The organism is Paenibacillus durus, assembly GCF_000756615.1.
Taxonomy (GTDB): Bacteria; Bacillota; Bacilli; order Paenibacillales; family Paenibacillaceae; genus Paenibacillus_AQ; species Paenibacillus_AQ durus.
Genome location: NZ_CP009288.1, coordinates 4,937,304 through 4,961,522, shown reverse-complemented (window position 1 = coordinate 4,961,522; position 24,219 = coordinate 4,937,304). Strand labels below are relative to the sequence as shown.

The following is a 24,219-nucleotide window of genomic DNA, read 5'->3' as shown; positions in this document are numbered from 1 at the left end:
CCCGGTTTCCCCGCATCTTCACGTTTAAAATTGCCAGCTTTGATGTAAAAGTGCTATATAGACCGGCGCTTTCGGATTGTTCGGCGTTCCTATCATTTCCCCCCAGTTACCCGTACAGCTTCTCCAGTCACAAAACTGTTGGCTTTCGAACCAAGGTAAACAATGAGATTAGCAGCATCATCAGGTGTGCCTAACCTTTTGGCAGGAATTGATTCAGCATGTTTTTTCAACATATCCTGCGGGAAAACGGATGAATTCGATTCTGTTAAAGTAAAACCGGGCATAACCACATTCGAGAAAATACTCTGTGCAGCCAATTCAAGCGATAATGATTTACTAAACCCAAAGAGTGCGGATTTGCTTGCTGTATAAGATGTTCCGCCAGGCATGCCATCTTCTGCAAGATTAGAAGACACATGGACAAGTCTGCCCCATTCCCGGTTTCTCATATAGGGAAGAACTGCTTTAGTAACGAGGTAGGTTCCTTTCAAATTTAGATCAATAACAGAGTACCAGTTGTCTGTCAAAGTATGCTCAAATGGTTCGAATTTGGGCTCGGCACTTCCCCAAAAAACGGCGTTATTTACCAATACGTCGATTCCGCCAAACTCTTTGCCAATAAATGTTACTGCGTTCCGGATACTTTCACTATTTCCTAAATTCAAACGGACAGCTTGACAGGAATATCCTTGTGCCTGAATTTCTTCTGCGGTTCGTAATGCGGTCTTCTGATCTTTATCGTAAGTGATGATAACATGAGCCTCTTCTGCTGCAAATTTTTTCGCAGTTGCTTTACCGATTCCTTTGGAAGCTCCAGTCACCACTACAACTTTCTCTTTCAATTCCAAATTCATCACAGTCAGCTCCTTTAGATTGTATTTACTTTGTATTTTCAAAAAAAATAAATAGACCGATCTACATAATGATCAAGGAAAATGGATGATCCATAAATCCCTATTTCCTTGTATGATGTTACTCCAACAACTGTGTGTTTTCGAGATGAATTCCTATTTCTCGTGCAATTTGCATAAGCGGTTCCGAACTTCGGTTGATGCGGCACAATATAATCGCTCCATCGATAGAGGCTGTAATCAACGTGGATATTTGAGCGGCACGGGATGCGGAGAATCCGTTCAGCAGCAACATCTCCTCATAAGCGGACCTCCATGAATCATAAGTTCTTCTGCAGGTTTCCCGCAATTGTTCGCTGATATGGGAGGTTTCCAATGCCACTGATGCAATAGATCCTGCGATTAAGCAATCGGAATCGTCAAATTTTTTGGCCAGAAAAAGAAATATGGAATAAATCCCCTCAGATAGAGATTTGGAATTATCAAGGATTTTTCGTGTTTGATCGGCAACTCCCTGACCGAGATGATCAATCGCAGCGGATACAAGTTCCTCTTTACCATTAGGAAAATGGTGATAAAGGGATCCTCTTGGGGCTCCTCCTTCCTTAATGATTTGATTTAGTCCTGTTCCATGATAGCCGTGCATTTCAATTAAGCGTGTTGTAGCTTCAATAAAACGTTCACGTGCGGATTTGTCCATTGATGTATTTCCCTTCCAATTATGAAGATCGGTCTACATTGATAGTACATGATCAAGCATGGAATTTCAACTATGTAATTTTTCGTGATTTCCAATTTATCAAAAATGTGGCTCCTATAAAAATCTGGTCCTTGTTAAGCGCAACGTTCCTTTCCCTATTGATCCTTGCGGGCTGCAATTCATCACTGGATGTGGACAGGGCTGTTCAAGCTGCAGAGAAGTACAAACAGGCATTTGAGAAGCTAATTGTTGAAAAATAAGCCGCCAGTTTAATCAAAAATTCAGTCGAATTCCCTTCTGTCCCGATTCTTCCCGAAATGGGAAGCATTCTCCCAGCCTTTCCCATATTGGGAAAGATTTTTTGACTGCGGCCTTATGTTTCAGGCATTTGATTTTGGCACGGAAATTGCATCTTTAATATAAGCGAAGGCCAATTTAATCCGGGGGTGGGGCGCCTGACGGGAAGCAGAGATTCCATCAAGAAACAGCAGCAGGGACTATTAAATAGGCTCTCGGAGTAAGGGGGGCGAGCCGGTCTAAAAGGACTGAATTCAAGCTGGAAAGAATGGTTATGAAAACCACTTTCAAAAATGGGTGCAACAAAGAAGCCGGATAGGGGTATATTTTTGAAAAAGAAGGTCGGTCTCTACGAAGCGCTTTGAAGCCATTGGGTTTGCAGTGGTTCCAGGTCAGCTTTGCGATGTGCGAACCAGGCATCCACGTGTTGGCAGATCATAATCCCATAGAGGCGGATGTACCACATCTTAGTGGAACGGTGGCGTCCGGATTCGAGCTTGTAATCCATCTTTTCCCGTTTGTTGGAACGCTCTACGGTGGTACGGCGTTTGTAAATGATTTTCCAAGCCTCGGAATCGCGAGGCGTTTCCGGGAAGAGACGCGGATTGTCTTTACATGCCGTATGAAAAGAACGACCATACTTCGCTGACGAACAAGGTGTCGTACAAGCACATTTGGTGCGCGTGGTCATCAGCGGGCAGATCCACTTGAATCGTTTTCGGGGCGGTTCAAAGCCATTGCGTTTCATCTCAAGGCCTGCCAGGCAAATCGGAATACCTTTAGGAGAGATGCGGATGTCGCTGTGGGTTTCGAGATTTTTGGTGGCCCGCACATTGAGGTCAATGAAAGGCTGAATGTTCTGGTGGGCTAGCAAATCGTAGATGGCGCCAGCATCGTGAGCAGCGTCTAGCAGCATCTTATCAACCATGCCCAACGTGAAACGTTGCGAAAATTCCACGGTACTAACGACAAAGCTCAGCGCATCGTGTCGCGAGGCGGGCTGGAGTTTAGGGTACAACGGCAGATCATGCGGACTGTTAGCGGCAGTCAGCATGTACAGGTGGTATCCATTGAAGTATCTCTCTCGTGCACTGTCCCACCCCGAGTCGCAATCGGGTTGGGAATACAGGCGAGGGTGGTGGCATTTCGCTATACCGCGGGCATGACAATCACACACCGCTTTGCTGCGGGGATAGGCGGAGGTAACAACTGGCGTGCCGTCTCCGGCAATGGTCAGCGCCGTGGCGTTCCCCAGTAAGCCGTACTTTTCGGAAACAGCGATGATTTGGGATTGGAAAAATGCCAGCAGACGGTCAAACGGCTGGTGCTGCTTAGGCATACCGTTCCTTAAAATTCGTTCGACGAGCCGTTTGACTTTTCCGGTTGAGGTGGTGGGTGCTTTCTCTCCTTTCTTGCCCCTCTTGGGTTTACGGCGTCTGGGTTTGACCTTAGGCTTTAGATGGCTCTTCTCCGCAGCCCAGAAGCGAGAGAGAAAGTCGTAAAAGGTGCCGACACCGGGAATATCGCCGGGCTCAAATCCGCTAAGAATGGCGTAGAGCGGAACGCGGTATAACTCATCCACCCATTTGGTAAGGCCGATTTCAGGTCTGACAAGCAGAAAGAGTAAATACGAACGCAGCATGGAAGCCGGATCGCGAGGAGCCGGACCTTTGGCCGAATACCCCTCGCAGAGAAACGATGTCGTATGCGAAAGGTCGGAGATGTAACATTTCCAAATGACAGGCCAATCGTTACGAACGAGAACGGCTGCGCCGTTGGAATAATGCTGACGAAGCCGATCAAACACGAACTGCTGGTAGTCTGTATGGCTGACGAAGGATGGTTTCATGGAAGCACTCCAATCGGGTGTAGTAAGAGAAAATCAATTCCCTTCTCACGCGATTTTGAGGCGACCTATGAAAAGTCAAGTGTTTTTTGAAAAAATGTGCAGCTGAATTTCCAATTCAGATTGTCACTGAAATGAAAAATCCCCCCGCAAATGTGGGAGGAACGTACGTAATCGACACAAGGAGAAGCCTTACGCCACAAGCCTCGGCGAATGCCGAGAGGCTATTATAAATAAGAGGGAGGGATTCACTTGAGCATTTCAAAAGAATTGTTGAGTGAGATGTACCGGAAAATGCTGAGAATTCGCAAGTTTGAAAAGACGGCTTCGGTGTTCTTCGCGGAAGGCAAGATTCCGGGCTTTGTGCATTTATATATCGGTGAAGAGGCCATTGCCGTTGGCGCTTGCGCAAACTTAAGGGACGACGATTTTATTACCAGCACTCACCGGGGGCATGGGCATATCGTCGCGAAGGGCGGCAATCTGAAGTACATGATGGCGGAATTGTTTGGCAAAGAAACGGGCTATTGTAAAGGAAAAGGCGGGTCCATGCACATTGCGGACGCGGAACTGGGCATCCTTGGCGCGAACGGCATCGTCGGGGCTGGACACCTGATTGCCACGGGATCGGCCTGGAGCGCGCAGTACAGAGGCACCGACCAGGTGAGCATATGCTTTTTTGGAGACGCTTCCACCAACCAAAGCACCTTCCACGAGGCAATGAATCTGGCCAGTCTGTGGAAGCTGCCGGTGATTTTCGTCTGCGAGAACAATCTGTACGGCATCTCCGTCAGCCAGGCAAGACATCAGAATATCAAGGACATTTCGCAGCGGGCGATCGGGTATGGCATGCCTGCGCTCTCGGCGGACGGCAACGATGTGCTGACGGTCTATGAGCAGGTGGGCGAAGCGGTGAGCCGGGCGCGTGCGGGCGAAGGACCAACGCTTCTGGAATTTAAAACGTACAGACAGCATGGCCATTTTGAAGGCGATCCGGGCGCTTACCGGCCGAAGGAGGAAGTAGAAGCCTGGCTGCAAAAAGACCCGCTTCCAAGATTCGAAAGCCATCTGCTGGGAAGCGGCATTCTGACGGAAGAGGAGCTTGAGGCGGTCCGCAGCGAGGTGGATGAGGAAATCCGGGAAGCGCTGGAGTTCGCCGACGCCAGCCCATATCCCACTCCGGAGTCTTCCGTGCAGGACATTTACTCCGATTTGATCGAGGAGGCGCGAATCAGATGAAAAAAATAACCTATGGAGAGGGCATCCGCGAAGCCCTGCGCGAGAAAATGCTGGAGAATAAGAACGTCGTTCTGCTCGGCGAGGATGTAGGACCTTACGGCGGCACCTTCGGCGTTACGAAAGGGCTGTGGGAGCAGTTTGGCGAAGAGCGGGTGCGCGACACACCGATTTCGGAAGGGGTTATTGTTGGCGCTTCGGTGGGTGCTGCGGCAACGGGCCTCAGACCTGTGGCTGAGCTGATGTTCATTGATTTTCTCACTTTCGGCATGGATGGGCTGGTTAACCAGGCGGCCAAGATGAGATACATGTTCGGCGGCAAAATCTCCGTTCCGCTCGTGCTGCGGCTTCCCGCAGGCGGCGGCATCAGCGCCGGAGCGCAGCATTCCGGTTCCCTGGAAGCGTGGGTGACGCATGTGCCCGGGCTCAAGGTGGTGTATCCGTCCAATGCTGCGGACGCGTGGGGTCTTATGCTGACCGCGATCGACGACGACAATCCGGTGGTCTATATCGAGAGCAAGGTGCTGTACTCGCAAAAAAGCGAAGTGCCAGAAAGGATGACCAAGGTTCTTTTCGGCTCGGCGGCTATTGCGCGGGAAGGCGCCGATGTCTCGATCGTCACCTATGGCAAGCAGGTTCATGACGCGCTGAAGGCAGCGGCCGCACTCGCCAAAGACGGCATCGAGGCCGAGGTCATAGACCTCCGGTCGCTCTATCCGCTGGATAAAGAGACGATCTTCGGGTCTGTCACCAAGACGCACCGGGCGCTCGTCGTTACGGAGGAAGTGAAGCGCGGCGGCTATGGCGGCGAGCTGTCGGCGCTTATATCAGAGCAGTGCTTCGATGAGCTGGACGCTCCCGTCGTCCGGATTGGCGCGCTGGATTCGCCGGTTCCATACTCCCAAGTATTGGAGTCGCTGGTGCTGCCAAGTGTGGCGGATATTGTCAAAGGCGTCAAAGAGATGTTCTGAACCCTGCGGCCTATAACTTGCAAAATCATGGAGGTGCGTCATGGCTGAACTTGTCGTATTACCCAAGCTGGGGCTGACAATGACTGAAGGAACCGTCTCCAATTGGCGGAAGGCCAAGGGAGACCGAGTGGAGCAGGGAGACATTCTGTTCGATGTGGAGACCGATAAAATATCCAATGAAATCGAAGCCAAGACCAGCGGAGTGCTGAGGGAGATTCTGGTCGAGGAAGGAACGGTGGAGGTCTTTCATCCGCTGGCGATTATTGCGGACGCGGGCGAGGATATATCTGCGCTGCTTCCGGCGGGCGCTTCCGGCAAGCCGCCGGAAGGAGAAGTGGCGTCTCCTGGGTCCGGGGCAATCGCCTTTGGCAGTTCCGGGGCGGAGGCCGAAGCTGCGGAGGAAGAAGCCGCCCAGGACGAACCAGCTGCGTACGGAGGCCGGATCAAGGCTTCGCCGCTGGCGCGGCGAACGGCGAAGGAGCTGGGCGTGGAGCTGTCTTCGGTAAAAGGTACGGGGCCGCAGGGCCGGTTAACGGACGGCGACGTGCGGCGTTATGCCGAGAGCGGCAAGCACGGCTCGCCGAAGGTTAGAATTTCCCCGGCTGCGGCGAAGGAAGCGGCGGCGCTTGGCGTAAATCCCGCCGATATCCACAAGGACGGCAGAATTATGAAGGAGGATGTTCGCACTTATGCCGCCACGGGCGGGGCTGTCTCCGAAAGCGCAGGTCAGGCTCCCGCTTCCGTATCCGGCTCCCGGCCAGCAGCTTCGGCACGGAATGCGGATACGGAGGAGCAAGCCGTGTCGCGAGTTCCGATGAGCGCCATGCGGAAGGTGATTGCCAAACGGATGCGCGAAAGCGTCGATATTTCACCAGCCGTCACCTACAACATGCGGGTGGATACCGCCGCGCTCGCTGCCCTTAGACGGCAGTTGAAGGATTCGCGGAAGATCACTTACACCGATCTGCTGGTCGTGATTACCGCCAAAGCGCTGCTCGAATTCCCGCTGCTTAATTGCTCCATCGAAGGAAACGATCTCGTCATGAGAAACGCGGTTCACATTGGCGTGGCTGTCGGCCTGGATAGCGGTTTGGTCGTGCCGGTTGTCCGTAACGCCCATCTGAAAGGCCTGGGCGAAATCTCGGATGAAGTGCGCTTTCTTGCCGAAGGCGCGAGGAATAATACGCTCACCCCGGCCGACATGACCGGCGGCACTTTTACCATAACCAATCTCGGGATGTATGGCATGGAATCCTTCTCCCCGATCATCAACCAGCCTGAAGTGGGGATTCTCGGCGTAAATGCCATCGTCGATACGCCGGTTGCCGTGAACGGCGAAGTCGTTATCAAGCCGCTGATGAATCTCAGCCTGACGGCGGACCACCGTGCGGTGGATGGCGCGGTTGCCGCCGGGTTTATGCAGAGAATTAAGGCGTACGCGGAGAATCCGGCGCTGCTGCTGCTGTGAAAGGAGAATGCGGGATGAAAATTGTGGTGCTGGGAGGCGGTCCGGGCGGTTACGTTGCCGCGATAAGGGCCGCCCAGTTGGGGGCGGAAGTGACGCTGGTAGAGAAAAAAGCTTTGGGCGGAACCTGCCTCAATGTCGGCTGTATTCCGACCAAAGTGCTGCTGCATACATCGGAGCTGTATACGGCGCTGAAGCGTGAATCAGCCGAAATCGGCCTTGACGTTCCGCAGATTGCGGTGGACTGGAAGAGGCTGCAAAAGCGCAAGGACAAGATTATCCGGATGAACACCGGCGGAATCGACGCGCTGCTTAAGAAGAACAAAGTGACCAAGATTATCGGCACCGGCCGGTTTACCGGCGTGCATGAGCTGGAAGTGAGCAAAGAAGACGGAAGCATACAGACGATCGCCTTTGACCGGGCCATCGTCGCCACCGGTTCGGTGCCGTCACGGGTGCCGATTCCCGGGACGGAGCTTTCCGCTGTGATCACGAGCGACGAGGCCCTGTCCCTGCTGGAGGTGCCAGGCAGCCTCTGCATTATCGGCGGAGGAGTAATTGGCTGCGAGTTCGCGAGTATATACAGCAGCCTCGGCTGCAAGGTTACGATTATCGAGATGCTGCCGGAGCTGATCGCCGTGATGGACCGGGACATCGTCCGATGCCTGCGGAAAGAATTCGCTGCCTCCGGCGTGGACGTTCACACAGAAACCCGTGTTGAGCGAATTGAGCAAACGCCTGAGGGCCTGTCCATAACGGCGATCTCGCCTTCCGGTCCGATTACCGCCACAGCGGAGAAAGTGCTGCTGTCCATCGGCCGCCGTCCGATGACGTCGGGACTCGGGCTGGAAATTCTCGGCGTCTCTATCAAGAAGGGCGCCATAGAGGTTGACCGCAACATGCAGACGGCGGTGCCGTCCATTTACGCCATCGGCGACTGCGTCGGCGGAATCATGCTGGCGCATGTCGCCTCGGCGGAAGGCGTTGTTGCGGTGGAGCATATCATGGGGAAGCCGTCCCCGGTGGATTTCCGGACAGTGCCGTCCTGCGTGTACACGAGACCGGAGCTGGCTTCGGTCGGTTTAACCGAAGATGAAGCCCGGGAACAGGGATTGGAAGTAAAGACGGGAAGCTTCCCGCTTCAGGCTAACGCCAAATCCATGATTATGGGCGAAACGGGCGGTTTGGTCAAATATGTAACCGATGCGCGGACCGGTGAAATTCTAGGAGTTCATATCGCCGGACCAAGAGCTACGGATATGATCGCGCAAGGCGCGCTGGCGCTTCGGCTGGAAGCGACGGTGGATGAAATCGAAACGACGGTGCATGCCCATCCTACCGTTTCCGAAGCTTTGCTCGAAGCGGCGCTTGCCGTGAATCACCGTGCGATCCATTCGCATTAAGCGAAGCCTCCCTGCTTCAGGCTGCGGATAAGATGAACGGACGCTGCCTTTTCCCATATTGGGAATTGTCATGAGATGTTCATCTTATCCGTTTTTTTGCGTGTATCAGCTCCCAGTTGGCCCCTTATAATAAAAGCATAAGTGTAAGCGCATACAAAACTAACTCGCAATCGCCAGCTCGTGGTGGGTCGATTCATGCTGGCCTTAGACAACACGGGTTTCTTCAGGGCGGAAGTGTATGTTTACTGCGTGGAAGCGATTACAAGTATACAAGGGCAAGGGGGGCGTCTTATTATGATCAGTTATCCGACCACGGTGAGAAGCTGGGATGCTTTTGAAGAACATAGGGAGCTGCCAGAAGGAGTACGGCCTGTTATATTCGCTTCATGGAGGAGATGCCGGATGGCCGGGGTTAACCCGCAGCAGGGGAAAGGAGTGCAGGTATCCAAGGAGGAGCTGGCGCGGCGGATGGAAGAGAAGAGCCTGCTCATTTCCGTAGCCAAACCGATTATGAACAGCATCTATCAGGTGATCAAGGATACGGTTTACGCCATCGTTCTGACCGACCAGGATGGAGTGCTGCTCAGCACCCTGCTTAACAAGGAGATTGAGCCGGAGTGCGCGAAGGTGAATTTCTTTGAGGGGGCAAAATGGGATGAACTCAGCGTCGGCACCAACGCCGTCGGAACCGCGCTGGCCGTCGACATGCCGATACAGGTGCTCGGGGGCGAGCATTACTGCGAATCGCATCACGCTTGGACCTGCTCTGCAGCCCCTATTCATGATAGCTCCGGGAGATTGATCGGATGCCTGGATCTGTCGGGTAAAGCGGAGGATGTCCATCCCCATACCTTCGGCATTGCCGTGTCGGCCGTAGGCAGCATTGAGGAACAGCTTAACGTGCTGGAGACGAACCAGCTGATGAATGCCGTATTTCAGTCGATGCAGGACGGACTGCTGGTCATAGATACAGAATACCGGATCAGGCAGTTTAATGAACGGCTGGCCTCGATTTTTATGCTGGGGATGGAAGAGGTTCGGAGGCTGGATATTAAGGAACTGCTGCAGAATGTCGATCTGGACGGCGTGTTCCGGAACAAGCGCTGCATCAGTTATGCGGATTGCACGCTTACGGTAAATGGCAGAAAGATCGATTGCATGGCCAATATCTTTCCGTACTCCTTTGGCGATCGGGTCATTGGGGCGTCGCTCACGATCCGGGAAGCCAGGCAGGTGCGCAGAGAGGTCAATCAGCTTGCCGGCTTCAAGGCGAACTACCGGTTTGAGGATATCATAACCCATAATCCTTATATGCAGGAACAGATCGATTTTGCAAGGAAAATCGCCAGAACGAACTGCACGGTTCTGATCGAAGGAGAGAGCGGAACCGGCAAAGAACTGTTTGCCCAGTCCATTCATAACGCCAGCTCGCGCGCGGACGGGCCGTTTATCGCCATTAATTGCGCGGCGCTCCCGAGAGAATTGGTAGAGAGTGAACTGTTCGGGTATGAAAAAGGCTCATTTACCGGCGCGCTGCGTGAAGGCAATCCCGGAAAGTTCGAGCTGGCGAATGGAGGAACCCTATTTCTGGACGAAATCGGGGAACTGCCGCTGGAGATTCAAGCCAAGCTGCTGCGGGTGCTCGATAACCACAAGGTCCGGCGGATCGGCGGCAAGCATGAACGCTCGCTTAACGTCAGGGTCATTGCGGCCACCAACCGCGATCTGCTGGAGGAAATCGCGCAGAAGACTTACCGCAGCGATTTGTATTACCGGCTCAATGTCATTAACCTCAGGCTGCTGCCGCTGCGGGAGCGTACCGAGGATCTCGCTCCGCTTGCCCAGCTCTTCCTGCGTAAGTGCAATCGGGATAATCCCGGGCCTGCCAAACGGTTTGACCCCGCATTTCTGGAAAGACTGCAGGACCGGCAGTGGAGAGGGAACGCGCGTGAACTGCAAAACGCGGTACAGCGCGCCTACTATCTATGCGGCTCGGATTGTATTTCCGAATCGGACGCGGCCTGGATTCCGTCCGGGCAGCAGGAGAGCGGCCTCCCGGACCCGCGTCCTGCGCTTGCTCATGCGTCCCCACCTGCCGATCCTTGCGCAGTCAAGAGTATGCGGCAGAGCGAGATGGAGAGCATCCGCCGCGCCTTGGCCGCAAGCGGCGGCAATGTTGTGGGGGCCGCCCGGATGCTGCATATCGGCAAGTCGACTTTGTACCGCAAGCTGGCGGAATACGGCATTGTCAGAGACGAATCTTCACGCTAAAGCCGTCTATTTCGGCGGAAAACGGATGCTCTCTCCAGCTTAGAACGGCGCAGCAGCTAGCCCTATATAAGGGTTCTCCTCAGCGGCCCTTTTTGTTCTTATGCAGCGCCTTCCGTTCGGCATTCTCCCACTGCTTCAGCAGCGGATAAGGATCGAAGGCCCATTCTGTGAGCCCGCGGTCTTTATATATGCCATAGTGCAAATGCGGCGGGAATTTACCCTGAGTGCCCGGTTTGCCGTAACCGGAGCTGCCGGCCCAGCCGAGTTGCTGTCCGGGAATGACGATATCTCCTGCGGACAGCGATTTATCGAAACCGGACAGATGGGCGTAGTAATGGTAGCGGTTCTCAATGTCGCGGATGCCGATCCGCCAGCCGCCGTAACGGTTCCAGCCTTTGGTCTCCACAATGCCGAAGCAGGTGCTCCGCACAGTAACGCCGTGGGGCGTGAACAGGTCGGTGCCTTCATGGATCCGCGCACCGCCCCAGCTTCTTCCGGTTCCCCAGGTGCTGCGGAAGGAATATGTGCTGCCGAGCGGGAGCGGAAAGGCGCTGCCCGACAAATCCAGGCGGTCGAAATGATCGTACAGCTTCGCGAATTGGGCGATGCGCTGGGAGGCGCGGGGGTTGTGGTAATACTCCCAGACGCCAATGCTGAAGTCATTGGCGGAATTGCCGTATTTCATCAGGTGGCGGGCTATCGTGAACATCGCGTCAAGATCGTTCTCCGGAACGGCTTTGCCGTCTCCGGAGCCGTCGCGGCCAATGCCGCCAAAGAAGGAGATCGAAGCCGGTGAGGTGTCCTCCTGGTTGGGATTCAGCGGTCCGCACCACACCGGCGCCGGGATATGAATTCCGGTGAGCCGCTCAGGTTCGCCGCTCCCGTCTTTGCTTTTTTTGGCAAGGGTACGCTCGTACTGGTCAATGGCGGCAAAACGGAACCAAGGAATGCCTGTGGCTGCGCTCATTTGATCATATAGCGCCTGGCGGACGGCAAAGACGTTTCCAGCGCCGGCAGAACGGAGGGTGTTCCGTGAACCGGCGGCAGAACTGCCGCTTTTAGCGGCTTGCGGTTTATCCGCCGCCTTATCTTTTTTTTCCGGGGCAGCTGTTGTCTTTGTATCCTTCGGGGCGGCAAGCCCGGCGTTTGCTGCCGGATTGTCAAGGCTCCCCCACAGCAGGGCCGCCGCAGACAGAGACAGCAGTGCCCGTCTTGTATTTACGCTCCATAACGGCACAGTAATAGTTCTCCTTTCATTTCCGTATGAACTAACGCTTTACCTTAGATTGAACAAATCCGCGCATTTTATCCATGCTTAATACCGCAGGATTTCGTTCTCGCTATTGATTTTGTCACTCTTCTTTCACAAAAGCAGGCATTTCCCTACGGCGCATGTTATAATGTAAGGCAGTAACTTTAAAGCTTTTCATATTCAGTCGGAAGAGGGGTTTACTACCATGACAAGAAAAGAAATTGCCAAACAACCCAAGCCGGATTGGATTCGGATTAAGCTGACGACCGGCGAGAACTATCAAGATATTAAGGGAATGATGCGTTCCAAAACTTTACATACCGTCTGCGAAGAGGCGCGCTGCCCGAACATTTACGAATGCTGGGCGAACCGTACCGCTACTTTTATGATCCTGGGCGATATTTGTACCCGCGCCTGCCGCTTCTGTGCGGTTAACACCGGGATGCCTACCGAACTGGATCTTCAGGAGCCGGAACGGGTGGCCGAAGCTGCGGAAGGTATGAAGCTGCGGCACTGTGTCGTAACGAGCGTGGCGCGCGACGATTTGAAGGACGGCGGAGCGAAGATTTTTGCCGAGACGGTAGCTGCGATCCGCAGACGCCTCCCGCTGTGCAGCGTGGAGGTGCTTATTCCCGATTTCCTCGGTGACCAAGACAGTCTCCAGATTGTTATGGACAGTAATCCCGACATTCTGAACCACAATATCGAGACCGTTGAGCGCATGTCCGACCGGGTGCGGGCCAAGGCGAAGTACCGCCGCTCCCTGGAGCTGCTGCGCCGGGCTAAGGAAATGAAGCCGAACATTCCGACCAAGTCCAGTATTATGCTGGGCGTTGGCGAGGAATGGGATGAAATTTTGCAGTCGATGGACGACTTGCGCGAGGCGGACTGCGATATCCTTACGCTGGGCCAATATCTGCAGCCTTCACCGCAGCACTTGGACGTTGTCAAATACTATCCGCCGGAGGAGTTTGCACGGCTGAAGGAAGAGGGACTGAAGCGGGGCTTTAGCCACGTTGAGGCTGGGCCGCTCGTGCGCAGCTCCTATCATGCGCATGAGCAGGTCGAATCGGCCGCGAAGACCCGCGAGGAACGCATGGCGGCGAACTGACCGCTGGCGCAACATATTTTTTTGTGAAAGGCAGGCGAGTCTTGCTTGATCATTATAGGCGGCAAAAGCTACGAGCTCATGGTGAATCATAAGGAAGGCTGGAATCCGGAAAGCTTTCGTGGAAGGTACAGCGAAGTGCTTGACCGCTACGACTATATTGTCGGCGATTGGGGCTACAGCCAGCTGCGGCTAAAAGGATTTTACCGGGATAATCATCCGAAAGTGAACCGGGATACGGCGATTTGCGGATTGGTCGATTATATCAATGAATATTGCAATTTCGGTTGTGCTTATTTCGTCCTCCGCAAACTGAAGGATGCTCCCAAGGACCCGAGTGCCAGGGACATTCTGATGAAGGAGCCGGGCGAGACTGCGAAGGAAGTTCACGTCAATGAGGCCGCTCCCCAGGAGGCTTTCTCTAAGAAGGAAGCCATTCCGCAATTATCCTCCAGGAAGTTCCAGGCGGAGTCGGCGGTTTCCCGGGAGCAGCCGGTTAGAGAATTTAGTCCCAAGGAAAGGCCGTTCAAGGAACGCAGCAGAGATAACAGGAACAAGGATTATCAGGGCAAAAAAAACGGATCGCGTGAGAATCAGGCGCGCGAAGCTCAGGGCTGGGAGAATCAGGCGCGGGGGAACCAAAACAGGGATCACCAGAACCGTGAGGCCAAAGCCAAGGATACTCGGCAGAAGCCGCCCCAAGGTCCTGCGGGTCAGCCGTAACGCTTTCGAAGTTAAGTGGCCCAAGGCCGATATCATTAATAAAGGTGACGCCGGCGTTCAACTGAACGCCGGCGTCACCTTTATTGTTTTAGGCCGGATAATGGATAATGATAGCCCTTATTTTACGGATAGCGTCAAACGATTTTGCGTCTGGTTATAGCGCCAGACCAGGGACGGAAATTTCTTCTTGAAGGCATCCAGAGCGATGAAGGTCTCTCCGTATTGGGAGAGCGCTTCTTTGGAGGAAATGGTAAAGCTGAACGCTTTGCCGGACCCGGTAGTCACGATGACCTTCTTGTTCTTGGCATCCCATGACAGATCGCTTTCTACAAGTGCGGAGAGCACGCGGGCAGAGGCGTAGATTTTACCGCCCTGTTTCACTAGACCGACATTGCCGGCAAAGGCGGTGCCGCCAACGTCGAGAATGTGATTGTCGCCAGCGGCTTCAATCGAATTCATGCCCGCAAGCTGAAGGGCGGTAATGATCTGCGCCGCCTCGCCTTTTACCTCAATATCCGGCGAGAGCCCGATATGGTTGAAATCGGCTTTGCTTGGAGTCAGATACCGTTCCGTGGTCAGCTTGAGCAGGCCGCCGTCCGACAGGTCCAGCAGGCTTTGAATCCGCGCTTTTCCGAAGGTTTTGGTACCGACAACGGTGGCCAGATGATTATCATGCAGCGCCCCGGTCAGTGCTTCGGAAGCGCTGGCAGTATATTCGTTCGTTAAAATAACCACGGGCACATCCATTTTGGCGCCGTCCGTAATCGTAACTGGAGTAAGCTCGCCTGTGTTGTCCGCAGTATACATCATGATTCCCTTGTCGATGAATTGAGAGGCGATGTTATAAGCGGAATCCATGTACCCGCCCCCATTGTTCCGGAGATCGAGGACCATGGATTTCATTCCCGCCGCGCGCATATTTTTGAGTACGGCCGCAAATTCTTCGTCTGAATCCTCTGTGAAGCCGTTCAGCGAAATATAGGCGATTTTTGGCCCAACGATTTTGCCGGTAACGGATGGATAATTGATCTCGCTCCGCTTTACGGTGTAAGTCTTGGCCACCCCGCCGCGCTGGATGAGCAGCGTGAGCTTGGTGCCCGCCTCTCCGCTGATCGGATCGCTCTTGATCTCGCTGATTTTCACACCGTTAATCTTCAGAATCGTATCCCCGCGTTTGAGCCCTGCGCTTTCCGCAGGCGATCCGGGCATAATCTGTTCGATATACAGCTCGTTACCCGTATAGACCAATTGTACCCCGATACCCACATAATCCAAGGCCAACTGATTTTGAAGCTCTTTACTCTCCTCGCTGCTGAAATACTGGGTGTAAGGATCGTCAAGCGAGTTTACCATACCGTCGATCGCGGCGCGGATCAGGGCGTCCCTGTCAGCACCGGTCAAGTTGTAGTTCTCTATGTACTGCATAACCTCATTGATCAACTCAGTTTCCGAAGAGGTCTGGCTGGCGGTTTCACTGCTGCCTTCGGCGGCAAAAGCGGCGGGAGACAGCATAAGCGATAAAGCCAAACAACTGCCGGCGGCTGCGGCCGTTAACTTTTTAAATGATCTCATCATATAACGTCCTTTACGGATTATTTGTTCCGGCTTCCGTTGTATCGGAGACGGTGTAGCTGTCACTGATGGTCCAGAGGTCTTCTGCCGACTTGTTTAGAATCAGAATGAGGGTTTGGTTGTAAGACGCCGATTCATTCTTATCCGTAATCTGCTGCTCGACATAGACGGCTGCTTCGTTGTCACTGTAGTAAAAGACGTTTGAAGCGGATACGGCATAGACCAGATTATTCGTCTTGAAGAAATTCTCCAGGGACGCTTTCTGCGCGTTGTCATAATCCTCGCCATAAGAAGTTAAGGTTGACAGCGTTCCGGCTACATTTTTGTCGTTCAGGTTTTGATAATGGCGTTTGAGCAATTCCTGAATGGCCGTGCCGCTGCTTTGCGGCATTTCAGCGGGCTTCATGCCCTGGTCCCGCGTTATGAGAAGAGTCGACTTCAGCTTCTGTATATTCGATACCTTCCATGATCCATTACGGACAAGGGTATAGATATACTCGTCCTGCGTGTCCGGAATATAGGCTCCTCCGATGCGGGTGGAGGTTTCCACTGTAGCCACCGTAGCTTCGTTCGCCTCAAGGCTAAGGATATCGACGCTTTTGATTTCGCTCTTCAAATCGTAATTGCGGAATGATTGTTCAAGTGCGCTGAGACTCAGAGCGAAGTCGGAGCCGGTCTGGGACAAAGAGGTAATCCCTGCTGTATTCTCCGAGTTAAAATAGCTCGTCAGCGTGCTGATCAGGGAGACAATATCCGCTTTATCCTGGGTTTTGGATACGGGTCTCGTAATTTTGACGCTTCTTGAGGACGCGTTCCAAACTACGCCGCCGCCGGTGGCTTCGCCGATAAAACGCAGCGGCACATAAGCGGTTCCGCCGGACTCTACGGGAGCGGCCGGCAGCTTGCGGATAACGCTGTTGACCGAGGCGCGGTTGCTGCCAATGGTCAGCTTCAAGCTTAGCTCCGGGCTTGTCCCGGTTACTACGCGGCCAGCGGGGTCCCAGCCCACCTTCAAACCGAGCTTCTCGAATACGGCCCGGAAAGGAACCATAACGGAGCCGTTCTGCAAATAAGGAGAGCCAGAGGAAAAGGAAACCGGGATGCCGTCAATATAAACCTTGATCGGCGCGGGCGCGGCGAGCGCGGGGACCGCAAGAGCCAGGGACAATAACAAGACCCCCAGCATAATGAACCATTTTTTCAACAAATTTCTCTCCTTCTATATGTAACTATTTGTAAAATAGGCTCATTATACCATCCCGTTTCTCACTCTGTCTATCAATTTGATAGTAGGCCTGCTAGATTGATAAGCGAAAGTAAAGCCCATGCGGCGGCAGCCGGCACACGGGCGCGCACCGGCTGTATGTACGAGAACTCTACACCAGGAATGAGGAACGCACGCGCTTCCAGAACGGAAACGGACGGTAACGGGCGAAGCTGACCTTTTTCTCCGACACCTGGCATCTGACAGAAATCAAATCATCAATAGGATAGTTGGTATGGTCAACGGTCAGCATCAGCCTCTGCTCTCTCCGGGAGAAAATATCGCAGTGGTGATGCTTGGGCAGGAGCAGCGGGGAGCCCATCGTCCGGAACACCCGATTGTTAATCGACGCGATTTCCGCAATCTGCAGCGCCTCAATCGAAGGATGAACCATCGCGCCTCCGAGACTTTTATTGTAGGCTGTGCTCCCGGAAGGGGTAGAAACACAGATGCCGTCGCCGCGGAACATCTCGAAGGTCTCGTCGTTAATGTCGATCTGGAGAACTACCGTACCTTCAACCCCTTTAAGAGTGAACTCGTTAAGGGCGATATGCGAAGTTGTCCCTGATTTTCTATTGATTTCTAGCTCGACGAGCGGATATTTGACGATGCGCGGCTTATGCGGCGCAGGATCGCTCTTTCCGCACATATAATCGACCAGTGTGGAGAGTTCCTCGCACTGCCAGTCGGCATAGAAGCCAAGATGGCCGGTATGGACGCCCACGAAGGCGAGCTCGGGAATCCGATCGATAAAGGTATGGAAGGCGTGAAGCATTGTGCCGTCTCCGCCGATGGACACTACGATTTCGGGAGACTCGGCATCGAGCTGAAGACCCCGCTCTTCCGCAAGCTTATGAAACTTCTGACTGAGATCAATGGACAGTTGATCGCCACGGTCCAGGACATAATATCTCAAGATGAATAGACTCCTTTGTTGGTTCTGTCATACACCGATCATAATCAATCTTGCTTAGGAAAACAATGTTTAACGGGGGGAAAGACTAAACCCGGAAAAAAGGCCGCAACCCCTCGTTCAAGAGAGGCGGCCGTTCTTTAGGAAATTTCGGAGAAAACGCCTTTCCCGAAGGGCGGAGCGAGATGGCATGTGGTTAACGGCCACGTACTGCTCCGCCGCACGCTGCCGAGCTGCACGCTACTGGGCTGCACGCGGTTTTGAGCAATCCTTCCGCCGTTCAGCGCCGAAGAAGAACCCGCAGGACTCTGCCGGAGGCGGCCGCCGCAAGCGACAGCAGCAAGGTTCCGGCCAGCAGCAGGGCGAGAAGCATGAACCCGGCTGCGGGTGAGTACAGGGCCGGACCCGGCATCCAGAGCGGAGCCAGCGCCGGCGAAGCTTCCATCATCGGCCGCCAGAGAAGCAGCGTCAGTCCGGCCGAGAGGAAAGCATGCAGAATACGGGCGGCAGCAAAAGGCAGATAACGGAGCCCTGTTCCGTTCCAGATGCTGGCAACCTGGGCGTGCACGGACAGACCGCCCCAGGACAGAATGAACGCGGCGGCGGCGGCCTTGAAGGGGAGTGCGGCGGACGCGGTTCCGGCCGCTTTGGCGCCGAGCGTAACCTCGAAAAAACCGCTGGTTACCGCCTCGGACAGCCCCGAGGGAAAACCTAAAGCCGAAAGAAACCGCCCGATTACCGAGAAGAGAAAGGCCATCACTCCCGCCCGGTTCAGCAGTTCCATTAGCACGGTGAAGAATACAACGAGCCCTCCTACGACAATAATAAGCTGCAGAGAGGATTGCACCGCCCCCTTCAGCAGCTCCCCGAGCGTCCGCCCGTCGCGGCGGCGCGCTTCGGCCATGGAAGCGAAGGCGGTGCGGAGACGGCCCGCTTCCTGACGCTCCTTCTCTGGCTTGAGGGATCGGGACGTTCCTCGCAGCGGGGCGGACTTCTGCCCGGCTGCGGCGCTCCGCTCTTCCCTTCGTCCGTGAAAGGACATTAGCAGTCCGACGAGCAGGCCGCTCCCGTAGTGGGCCAGCGCCAGGCAGGGTCCCAAGGCTGGATTATGAAAAAATCCGACCGAAACGGCGCCGAGCAGGAAGATCGGATCGGAGGAAGTCGTACAAGCCACAAGCCGTTCCCCTTCGACGCGAGTGAGCAAGCTCTGCTCCCGCAGCTTGGCCGTCAGCCGGGCTCCGACCGGATAGCCGGACACATAGCCCATCGCCAGCACGAAGCCGCCGCTGCCTGGAATGCGGAACAGCGGGCGCATCAGCGGATCAAATAGAGCGCCGAACAGGTGAACGACTCCGAAGCCGAGCATGAGTTCGGAGATGACGAAGAAAGGAAAGAGCGACGGGAACAGCACATCCCACCAGATAGCCATTCCCCGCAGGGCGGCGCTAAGAGAAGCTTCGGGATAAACCAGTACGAGCAGCATACAGCCGGCGAGTCCCAAGGCCCAAGAAGGGCCGCTTAGCTTTTTTATGGTCATCATATACGCCTCCCGGTCTATGGTAAGATGTATGCATGTAGAGGGACAAACAGTACAAAAAAATAAAGTAAGCGGTTACAATCGGTGGTGCATTTTTACTGCATTTGTGGTAATATAAAAAATAATAAAGCACCTTTTCGAAAACTTTAATATTCAGGGATGGAGTGATGATGATGAGCGTAGTTGCCGGCGTTCTCGTTTGCGCTTTTGTTTATGTCATCCGGGCCTCCCTCGTCTCTCCCGGTGATGAGGATTGGCGGACCTATTAATATGCTGCAGACGCTAAACATTCGTTTAGCGTCTTTTTTGGCTTTTTGGGAAATTTTGAACTTTTTTTCACATTTAAGAGATGGGTACTTTTTCTTAGAATAAAGGATTGGAATATAGGGCTTATTTATTAGGTCTATAGGATTTTTTTCTCTCGTTTTTCGCGTTAGCAAGATGTTGAACGACCCTGATTTTGGTATAATGAATAGGCCAATACTATTAAAGTCGCAGAAAGTTGGTTGCATCAATGAATCCGGAGAAAAGCATATATGAAAATTTGGGAGGGGCCGAGAAGCTGCGCAAACTGGTGGAAGTGTTTTATAGTAAAGTGCAGGCGCATCCGCGGCTCGGCCCGCTGTTTCCGGCAGACATCGCCCCCGTTTTAGACAAGCAATACCGTTTCCTCACTCAGTTCTTTGGCGGTCCGCAGCTGTATTCCGAGCTGTATGGCCAGCCAATGATGAGAGCTCGTCATATGCATGTGCCGATTACGGAGGAACGGTCGAAGGAGTGGCTGGGTTGTATGGGAGAAGCGCTGGAGGAAATCGGAGTAGAAGAGACGCTCCGATTGCTCGTACTGCACCGGCTTGCAGGCCCGGCCCGCCATTTTGTCAACATGCCCGGAGAAAGAGATTGAAGCTTGACTGACGCGAAAGGATGAGGGCACATGACCTATTTGGAGCCCCTATACTCCATTAAAGTAACCTGTTGCAATTGTGAACGCGAATTCGTAACCTCCAGAGTGCGTCCCAGCCTTAAGAGGGCTGTTCGCCGGGATGCGGATTTTTGCTCTTATTACAAGGAAGAGAATCCCGATTACTACGTTGTCCGGGTATGTCCTTTCTGCGGTTTTGCCTCCACGGAAAACTCCGCGGGCAAACTGGCCGAATGGCAGCGGAAGGCGTTCAGCGAGCGGGTCGGCAGCCGCTGGCAGTCCCGTGATTTCGGAGGCAAGCGGAGCTGGGCGGAGGCGCTGGAGACCTACAAGCTGGCGCTGCTCAGCGCGCAGTGCATAGGCGACAAAGAGCGAATCGTCGCCAGCCTTCTGCATCATATCGCCTGGATGTACCGGTATCAGGGCGACACCGAGCAGGAACAGCGCTTTCTTCATTATTCGCTGGAGTCCTACATAAATGTATTTGAGCGGGACGGAATTGCCGGGAATGATGCGCGCCTGATGTTTCTGATCGGGGAGCTTAACCGGCGCATCGGCTGGTTTAACGAGGCAGTTAAATGGTTCTCGCGCCTGGTCAATGATCAGAAAATTATGGATACGGCGATGATTCGGGCGGCTCGCGAGCAGTGGGCGATTATTCGCGAACAGATGCTCGGAGATCAAGGCGGTTCGAGTGCGGGCACGGAACCGTTGAGAGGGGTATTATAAAAAAACCGGACGGTGCCTTTAGCGCACCGCCCGGTCGAACAGCAGATAATCGCCGTCGCTGTCCACGACGACAGGTCTTTCGCTGCAGCAAGGAAAGACAAGCAGCTTCTTCTTGCCTTCCCGGACGCTCTGAAGCTCTTTGGGCTTCATGGGGAGCAGCACGTTCTCCGCGCTGCAGAATGGGCAGGATTGGACGTACAGATCGCCCAGTATGAGTTCATATGGCCACGTATGGCTGAATGGAATCATGCTTCATCCTTGCCTTCTGCGCCGTCTTTCGGTTCCCCGCCATCCGTATTTTTCTTGGATAGCTCGGCTATTTTTTGCAGCAGAATATGCTGGGGCATATGCATTAAATGTTCCAGAGGCACACCCAGCTGCTTGGAGAGCGCCAAGGCCGTTTCCGGCGAAATTTGCAGTGGCCGCATCATTAATGTCCTCCTGTTCTTTAATGAATGGTATGGCGTGTTATTCACTTTACCATGGGATACCTCCGATTACAAAGTGAATGTTGTATGATGGGATAGGTGAACCGAATGAAAAGTAAAGGAATGGTGGTACGAAAATGAAACAGCCGTTGTCTTTAACTTGGGAACTGGATTCGATTTTTGAAGGGGGCTCGGCATCCCCCGGGTTTGAACGATTTTTGAGCGAACTGGAAGGCGATATCGGTAAGCTCGCGGAGCATGTAAGAGCGGCTAAGGCTCCGGTGGATTTGGAGTCGACGAAGAAGCTGGACGGCGTTATCGAGCTTCTGCAAAGCTGTACCGCGCGTCTTGTTCAGGCCTCGGAGTTCGCTGGATGCCTTGGAGCGCAGAACCAGCAGGATAAAGGAGCCGTACGTCTGTCGGGAACCGTTGCCGGCCTCAGCGCCCGATTTCAGGGCGTATCCTCTGCATTCGAAAATGTGCTTCGCCAGACGGAAGACGATGTATGGCGGCAATGGGTGGGCCGGCCCGAGATTGCGCCGCTGACGTTCGTGCTCAGCGAGAGCCGGGATCAAGCCCGCGAGAAGATGAGTCCGGAGCTGGAGAGCCTGGCGCTTGAGCTTGCGGTGGACGGCTATCACGGCTGGAGCGAGCATTATGAAACGATTGTCAGCTCGATCGCCATTCCTTATACCGATGAGGACGGGGAGAAGCTATTGTCAGCGGGCCAGGCTTTTAACAAGCTGCACGACAATGATAATCAAGCCCGGAAGGATATGTTCGTCAAATGGGAAAAGTCGTGGGAAGGCGTCGCCGATTACGCCGCGGATACGCTTAATCATCTGGCCGGCTTCCGGCTGAAGCTGTATGAACGCCGGGGATGGGACGATGTGCTGAAAGAGCCCCTCAGCATCAACCGCATGTCCCGCGAGTCGCTGGATGTTATGTGGGATGTTATCGTCAAGAGCAAGCCGGCTCTCATCGCCTATTTGGAGCGCAAGGCGAAGCTGCTGGGACTTACGAAGCTCGGCTGGGAGGACGTGGAGGCCCCGCTGGCGCGGTCTTCAGGCAAGATATCCTATGACCGGGCTGCCGAAGAAATCGTCACCCAGTTCGGTAAATTCAGTCCGAAGCTTGCGGAATTTGCCGAGCGCGCATTTGACAGCAGCTGGATTGAAGTGGAGGACCGGCCGGGCAAGCGTCCGGGCGGCTTCTGCGTCTCGTTCCCGCTAAGTAAGGAATCGCGGATATTCATGACATACAGCGGCACGCCTTCCAATGTGGCGACGCTCGCGCATGAACTGGGGCACGCCTACCATTCCTACCTGCTTGATGACCAGCCGGTGCTTAACCAGAACTACGCCATGAATGTGGCGGAAACGGCATCGACCTTCGCTGAGGTCATCGTCTCAGATGCCCAGGTCAAGGCGGCAGAGAGCGAGGAAGAGAAGCTGTCCCTGCTGGAAGAGAAAATCCAGAACAGCGTTGCCTTTTTCATGAACATACATGCCCGGTTCCTGTTTGAGACCCGATTCTATGAGAAGCGCAAGGCGGGACTGGTCAGCGCAGAAGAGATTTCCGAGCTCATGGTGGAAGCGCAGAAGGAAGCTTTTGGCGGCACTCTTTCCGGTTACCATCCGCATTTCTGGGCTTCCAAGCTGCATTTTTATATTACCGACGTTCCGTTCTATAACTTCCCTTATACCGTCGGATACATGTTCAGCACCGGCCTTTACCGTCTCGCCCTGCAGGAAGGCCCTTCCTTTGCAGATAAATACGATGCGCTGCTGCGCGACACAGGAGTCATGACGCTTGAGGATCTGGCGGGCAAGCATCTGGGAGTGGATCTGTTGAAGCCGGAATTTTGGCAGGGAGCCGCCGACCTGATTCTTGAAGATATTTCCACCTTCCTGGATATGACTAAGCACTTAGTTTGACTTCGTTTTTGTGAAAGATACGGTTTTTGTCAGTGTATTTAAGCGCAAGTAATGGATTGAATTTTGTGTAAATGCGAAATGGCCCTCATGATGGATTTAATCGTGAGGGTCGTTTTTTATGTGAATTTGTCGAAAGTGATCGTTTTATCGTGGTGAATTAGGAAGAAGATAGGAGAAAAAAGTGTATTTTATAGGGATAACAACCTAATTATGTTGATAATTGTTGTGGGGTATTGCCTTCTACCCTATAATGAGTCCTAAGCCTTAGGTAGTAAGGCAGCAAGTATGACAGAGGAGGAAAAGTATGCTTAAGACGGATCAATTGTCTTTGGCTAGGCAAATGGACCTGGTGTTTAAGGAGCTTCAGGAGGAATTATCGGGGGTATCTTCCGGTACGGTTTTTGTGCAAATACGAAATAATATCATCGGGAAGTTTGGAATCCGCCATAATCCTCTGTACGGCCGCAGCGGATCGTTTGAAGAGGAAACGGAAGGGCTGACAGCCTCGCAGCAGTCTTCGTTTCGTTTGATGGCCCTCGAGAGTCTGAAGTTTAAACGCCGCTGGACGCACGGAGAGATTAGCTATGAGTTTGCCGTGAAGAAGGGGATTATCATTGTCGATGCTGTTCTGGAGTCCAATTACAATATGGCTAACCTGATGATCCGCTACCCGAGGAATGTGCAGCAGGATACGGAGGACTGCGGATAACCGGTGCGGGCCATGAAAAAACCCCCGCGCTTCCTTGTGGAAGCGGGAGGGCTGCAAATCCGTTCGGCGGACCCTTGCGGGCGGA

The 24,219-nt window shown here is 53.7% G+C and carries 21 protein-coding genes; 11 read left to right on the top strand and 10 right to left on the bottom strand.

From position 1 onward, the window contains the following. Positions 1 to 92 precede the first annotated feature (92 nt). The 3 genes from PDUR_RS21600 to PDUR_RS21585 all read right to left on the bottom strand — a co-directional run bounded on the left by PDUR_RS21600 (position 93) and on the right by PDUR_RS21585 (position 3,697). Positions 93 to 854, bottom strand: a complete 762-nt coding sequence (locus PDUR_RS21600) for an SDR family NAD(P)-dependent oxidoreductase (RefSeq protein ID WP_042208144.1) — start codon at positions 852 to 854, stop codon at positions 93 to 95. Positions 855 to 972: 118 nt separating this feature from the next. After that, on the bottom strand, positions 973 to 1,551 hold the full coding sequence (locus tag PDUR_RS21595; RefSeq protein WP_042208143.1) for a TetR/AcrR family transcriptional regulator: 579 nt from the start codon (positions 1,549 to 1,551) through the stop codon (positions 973 to 975). Between the two features lie 646 nt (positions 1,552 to 2,197). Beyond that, positions 2,198 to 3,697 (bottom strand): transposase, encoded by a 1,500-nt coding sequence (locus PDUR_RS21585; protein WP_042208141.1) that lies wholly within the window; start codon positions 3,695 to 3,697, stop codon positions 2,198 to 2,200. Between the two features lie 279 nt (positions 3,698 to 3,976). On the opposite strand from PDUR_RS21585, the gene PDUR_RS21580 reads away from it, so the two are divergent. From PDUR_RS21580 to PDUR_RS21560, 5 genes are all read left to right on the top strand, one after another. Then, positions 3,977 to 4,933, top strand: coding sequence for a thiamine pyrophosphate-dependent dehydrogenase E1 component subunit alpha (locus PDUR_RS21580; protein ID WP_156130756.1), 957 nt, complete (start codon positions 3,977 to 3,979; stop codon positions 4,931 to 4,933). Further along, complete coding sequence (locus PDUR_RS21575) at positions 4,930 to 5,901, top strand: alpha-ketoacid dehydrogenase subunit beta (RefSeq protein WP_042208139.1); 972 nt, start codon at positions 4,930 to 4,932, stop codon at positions 5,899 to 5,901. The genes PDUR_RS21580 and PDUR_RS21575 overlap by 4 nt, the downstream gene beginning before the upstream one ends. A 40-nt stretch (positions 5,902 to 5,941) precedes the next feature. Next, positions 5,942 to 7,369, top strand: a complete 1,428-nt coding sequence (locus PDUR_RS21570) for a dihydrolipoamide acetyltransferase family protein (protein ID WP_042208138.1) — start codon at positions 5,942 to 5,944, stop codon at positions 7,367 to 7,369. 14 nt (positions 7,370 to 7,383) lie between these two features. Then, positions 7,384 to 8,769 carry a dihydrolipoyl dehydrogenase gene (lpdA, locus tag PDUR_RS21565; protein ID WP_042208137.1) on the top strand — a complete coding sequence of 462 codons (1,386 nt, stop codon included), beginning with the start codon at positions 7,384 to 7,386 and terminating at the stop codon, positions 8,767 to 8,769. 294 nt (positions 8,770 to 9,063) lie between these two features. Continuing rightward, a complete protein-coding gene (locus PDUR_RS21560; protein WP_042208136.1) occupies positions 9,064 to 11,040 on the top strand; it encodes a sigma-54-dependent Fis family transcriptional regulator in 1,977 nt (658 codons plus the stop codon). A gap of 79 nt (positions 11,041 to 11,119) precedes the next feature. Here the strand turns inward: PDUR_RS21560 and PDUR_RS21555 are convergent, their stop codons facing one another. Further along, positions 11,120 to 12,277 (bottom strand): M23 family metallopeptidase, encoded by a 1,158-nt coding sequence (locus PDUR_RS21555; protein WP_233277417.1) that lies wholly within the window; start codon positions 12,275 to 12,277, stop codon positions 11,120 to 11,122. A 220-nt stretch (positions 12,278 to 12,497) separates the two neighbouring features. On the opposite strand from PDUR_RS21555, the gene lipA reads away from it, so the two are divergent. Continuing rightward, complete coding sequence (lipA, locus tag PDUR_RS21550) at positions 12,498 to 13,403, top strand: lipoyl synthase (RefSeq protein WP_042208135.1); 906 nt, start codon at positions 12,498 to 12,500, stop codon at positions 13,401 to 13,403. 45 nt (positions 13,404 to 13,448) lie between these two features. Then, complete coding sequence (locus tag PDUR_RS28275; protein ID WP_081949609.1) at positions 13,449 to 14,123, top strand: YutD family protein; 675 nt, start codon at positions 13,449 to 13,451, stop codon at positions 14,121 to 14,123. A 117-nt stretch (positions 14,124 to 14,240) separates the two neighbouring features. Here the strand turns inward: PDUR_RS28275 and PDUR_RS21540 are convergent, their stop codons facing one another. From PDUR_RS21540 to ylbJ, 4 genes are all read right to left on the bottom strand, one after another. Further along, the gene (locus tag PDUR_RS21540; RefSeq protein ID WP_081949608.1) at positions 14,241 to 15,698 is read right to left on the bottom strand and encodes a S41 family peptidase; all 1,458 of its coding nucleotides are present in this window, start codon (positions 15,696 to 15,698) and stop codon (positions 14,241 to 14,243) included. Positions 15,699 to 15,708: 10 nt separating this feature from the next. After that, on the bottom strand, positions 15,709 to 16,899 hold the full coding sequence (locus tag PDUR_RS27480) for a copper amine oxidase N-terminal domain-containing protein (RefSeq protein WP_052410337.1): 1,191 nt from the start codon (positions 16,897 to 16,899) through the stop codon (positions 15,709 to 15,711). Positions 16,900 to 17,071: 172 nt separating this feature from the next. Then, a complete protein-coding gene (locus tag PDUR_RS21530; RefSeq protein WP_042208133.1) occupies positions 17,072 to 17,875 on the bottom strand; it encodes an NAD kinase in 804 nt (267 codons plus the stop codon). Between the two features lie 277 nt (positions 17,876 to 18,152). Beyond that, complete coding sequence (ylbJ, locus tag PDUR_RS21525) at positions 18,153 to 19,412, bottom strand: sporulation integral membrane protein YlbJ (protein ID WP_407944248.1); 1,260 nt, start codon at positions 19,410 to 19,412, stop codon at positions 18,153 to 18,155. A 511-nt stretch (positions 19,413 to 19,923) separates the two neighbouring features. Between ylbJ and PDUR_RS21515 the strand changes: the two genes are divergently transcribed. Both PDUR_RS21515 and PDUR_RS21510 read left to right on the top strand, forming a co-directional pair. Next, entirely contained in the window at positions 19,924 to 20,313 is a 390-nt protein-coding gene (locus PDUR_RS21515; protein WP_042208130.1) for a globin domain-containing protein, read from the top strand. Positions 20,314 to 20,343: 30 nt separating this feature from the next. Further along, complete coding sequence (locus PDUR_RS21510) at positions 20,344 to 21,060, top strand: DUF2225 domain-containing protein (protein ID WP_042208129.1); 717 nt, start codon at positions 20,344 to 20,346, stop codon at positions 21,058 to 21,060. 18 nt (positions 21,061 to 21,078) lie between these two features. On the opposite strand, the gene PDUR_RS21505 is transcribed toward PDUR_RS21510, so the two are convergent. After that, positions 21,079 to 21,309, bottom strand: a complete 231-nt coding sequence (locus PDUR_RS21505; RefSeq protein ID WP_025695895.1) for a hypothetical protein — start codon at positions 21,307 to 21,309, stop codon at positions 21,079 to 21,081. Then, a complete protein-coding gene (locus PDUR_RS21500) occupies positions 21,306 to 21,488 on the bottom strand; it encodes a YycC family protein (RefSeq protein WP_036594730.1) in 183 nt (60 codons plus the stop codon). The genes PDUR_RS21505 and PDUR_RS21500 overlap by 4 nt, the downstream gene beginning before the upstream one ends. A 137-nt stretch (positions 21,489 to 21,625) precedes the next feature. Between PDUR_RS21500 and PDUR_RS21495 the strand changes: the two genes are divergently transcribed. After that, the gene (locus PDUR_RS21495) at positions 21,626 to 23,425 is read left to right on the top strand and encodes a M3 family oligoendopeptidase (protein WP_042208128.1); all 1,800 of its coding nucleotides are present in this window, start codon (positions 21,626 to 21,628) and stop codon (positions 23,423 to 23,425) included. Positions 23,426 to 23,729: 304 nt separating this feature from the next. Next, on the top strand, positions 23,730 to 24,134 hold the full coding sequence (locus tag PDUR_RS21490; RefSeq protein ID WP_042208127.1) for a hypothetical protein: 405 nt from the start codon (positions 23,730 to 23,732) through the stop codon (positions 24,132 to 24,134). Positions 24,135 to 24,219: the final 85 nt, after the last annotated feature.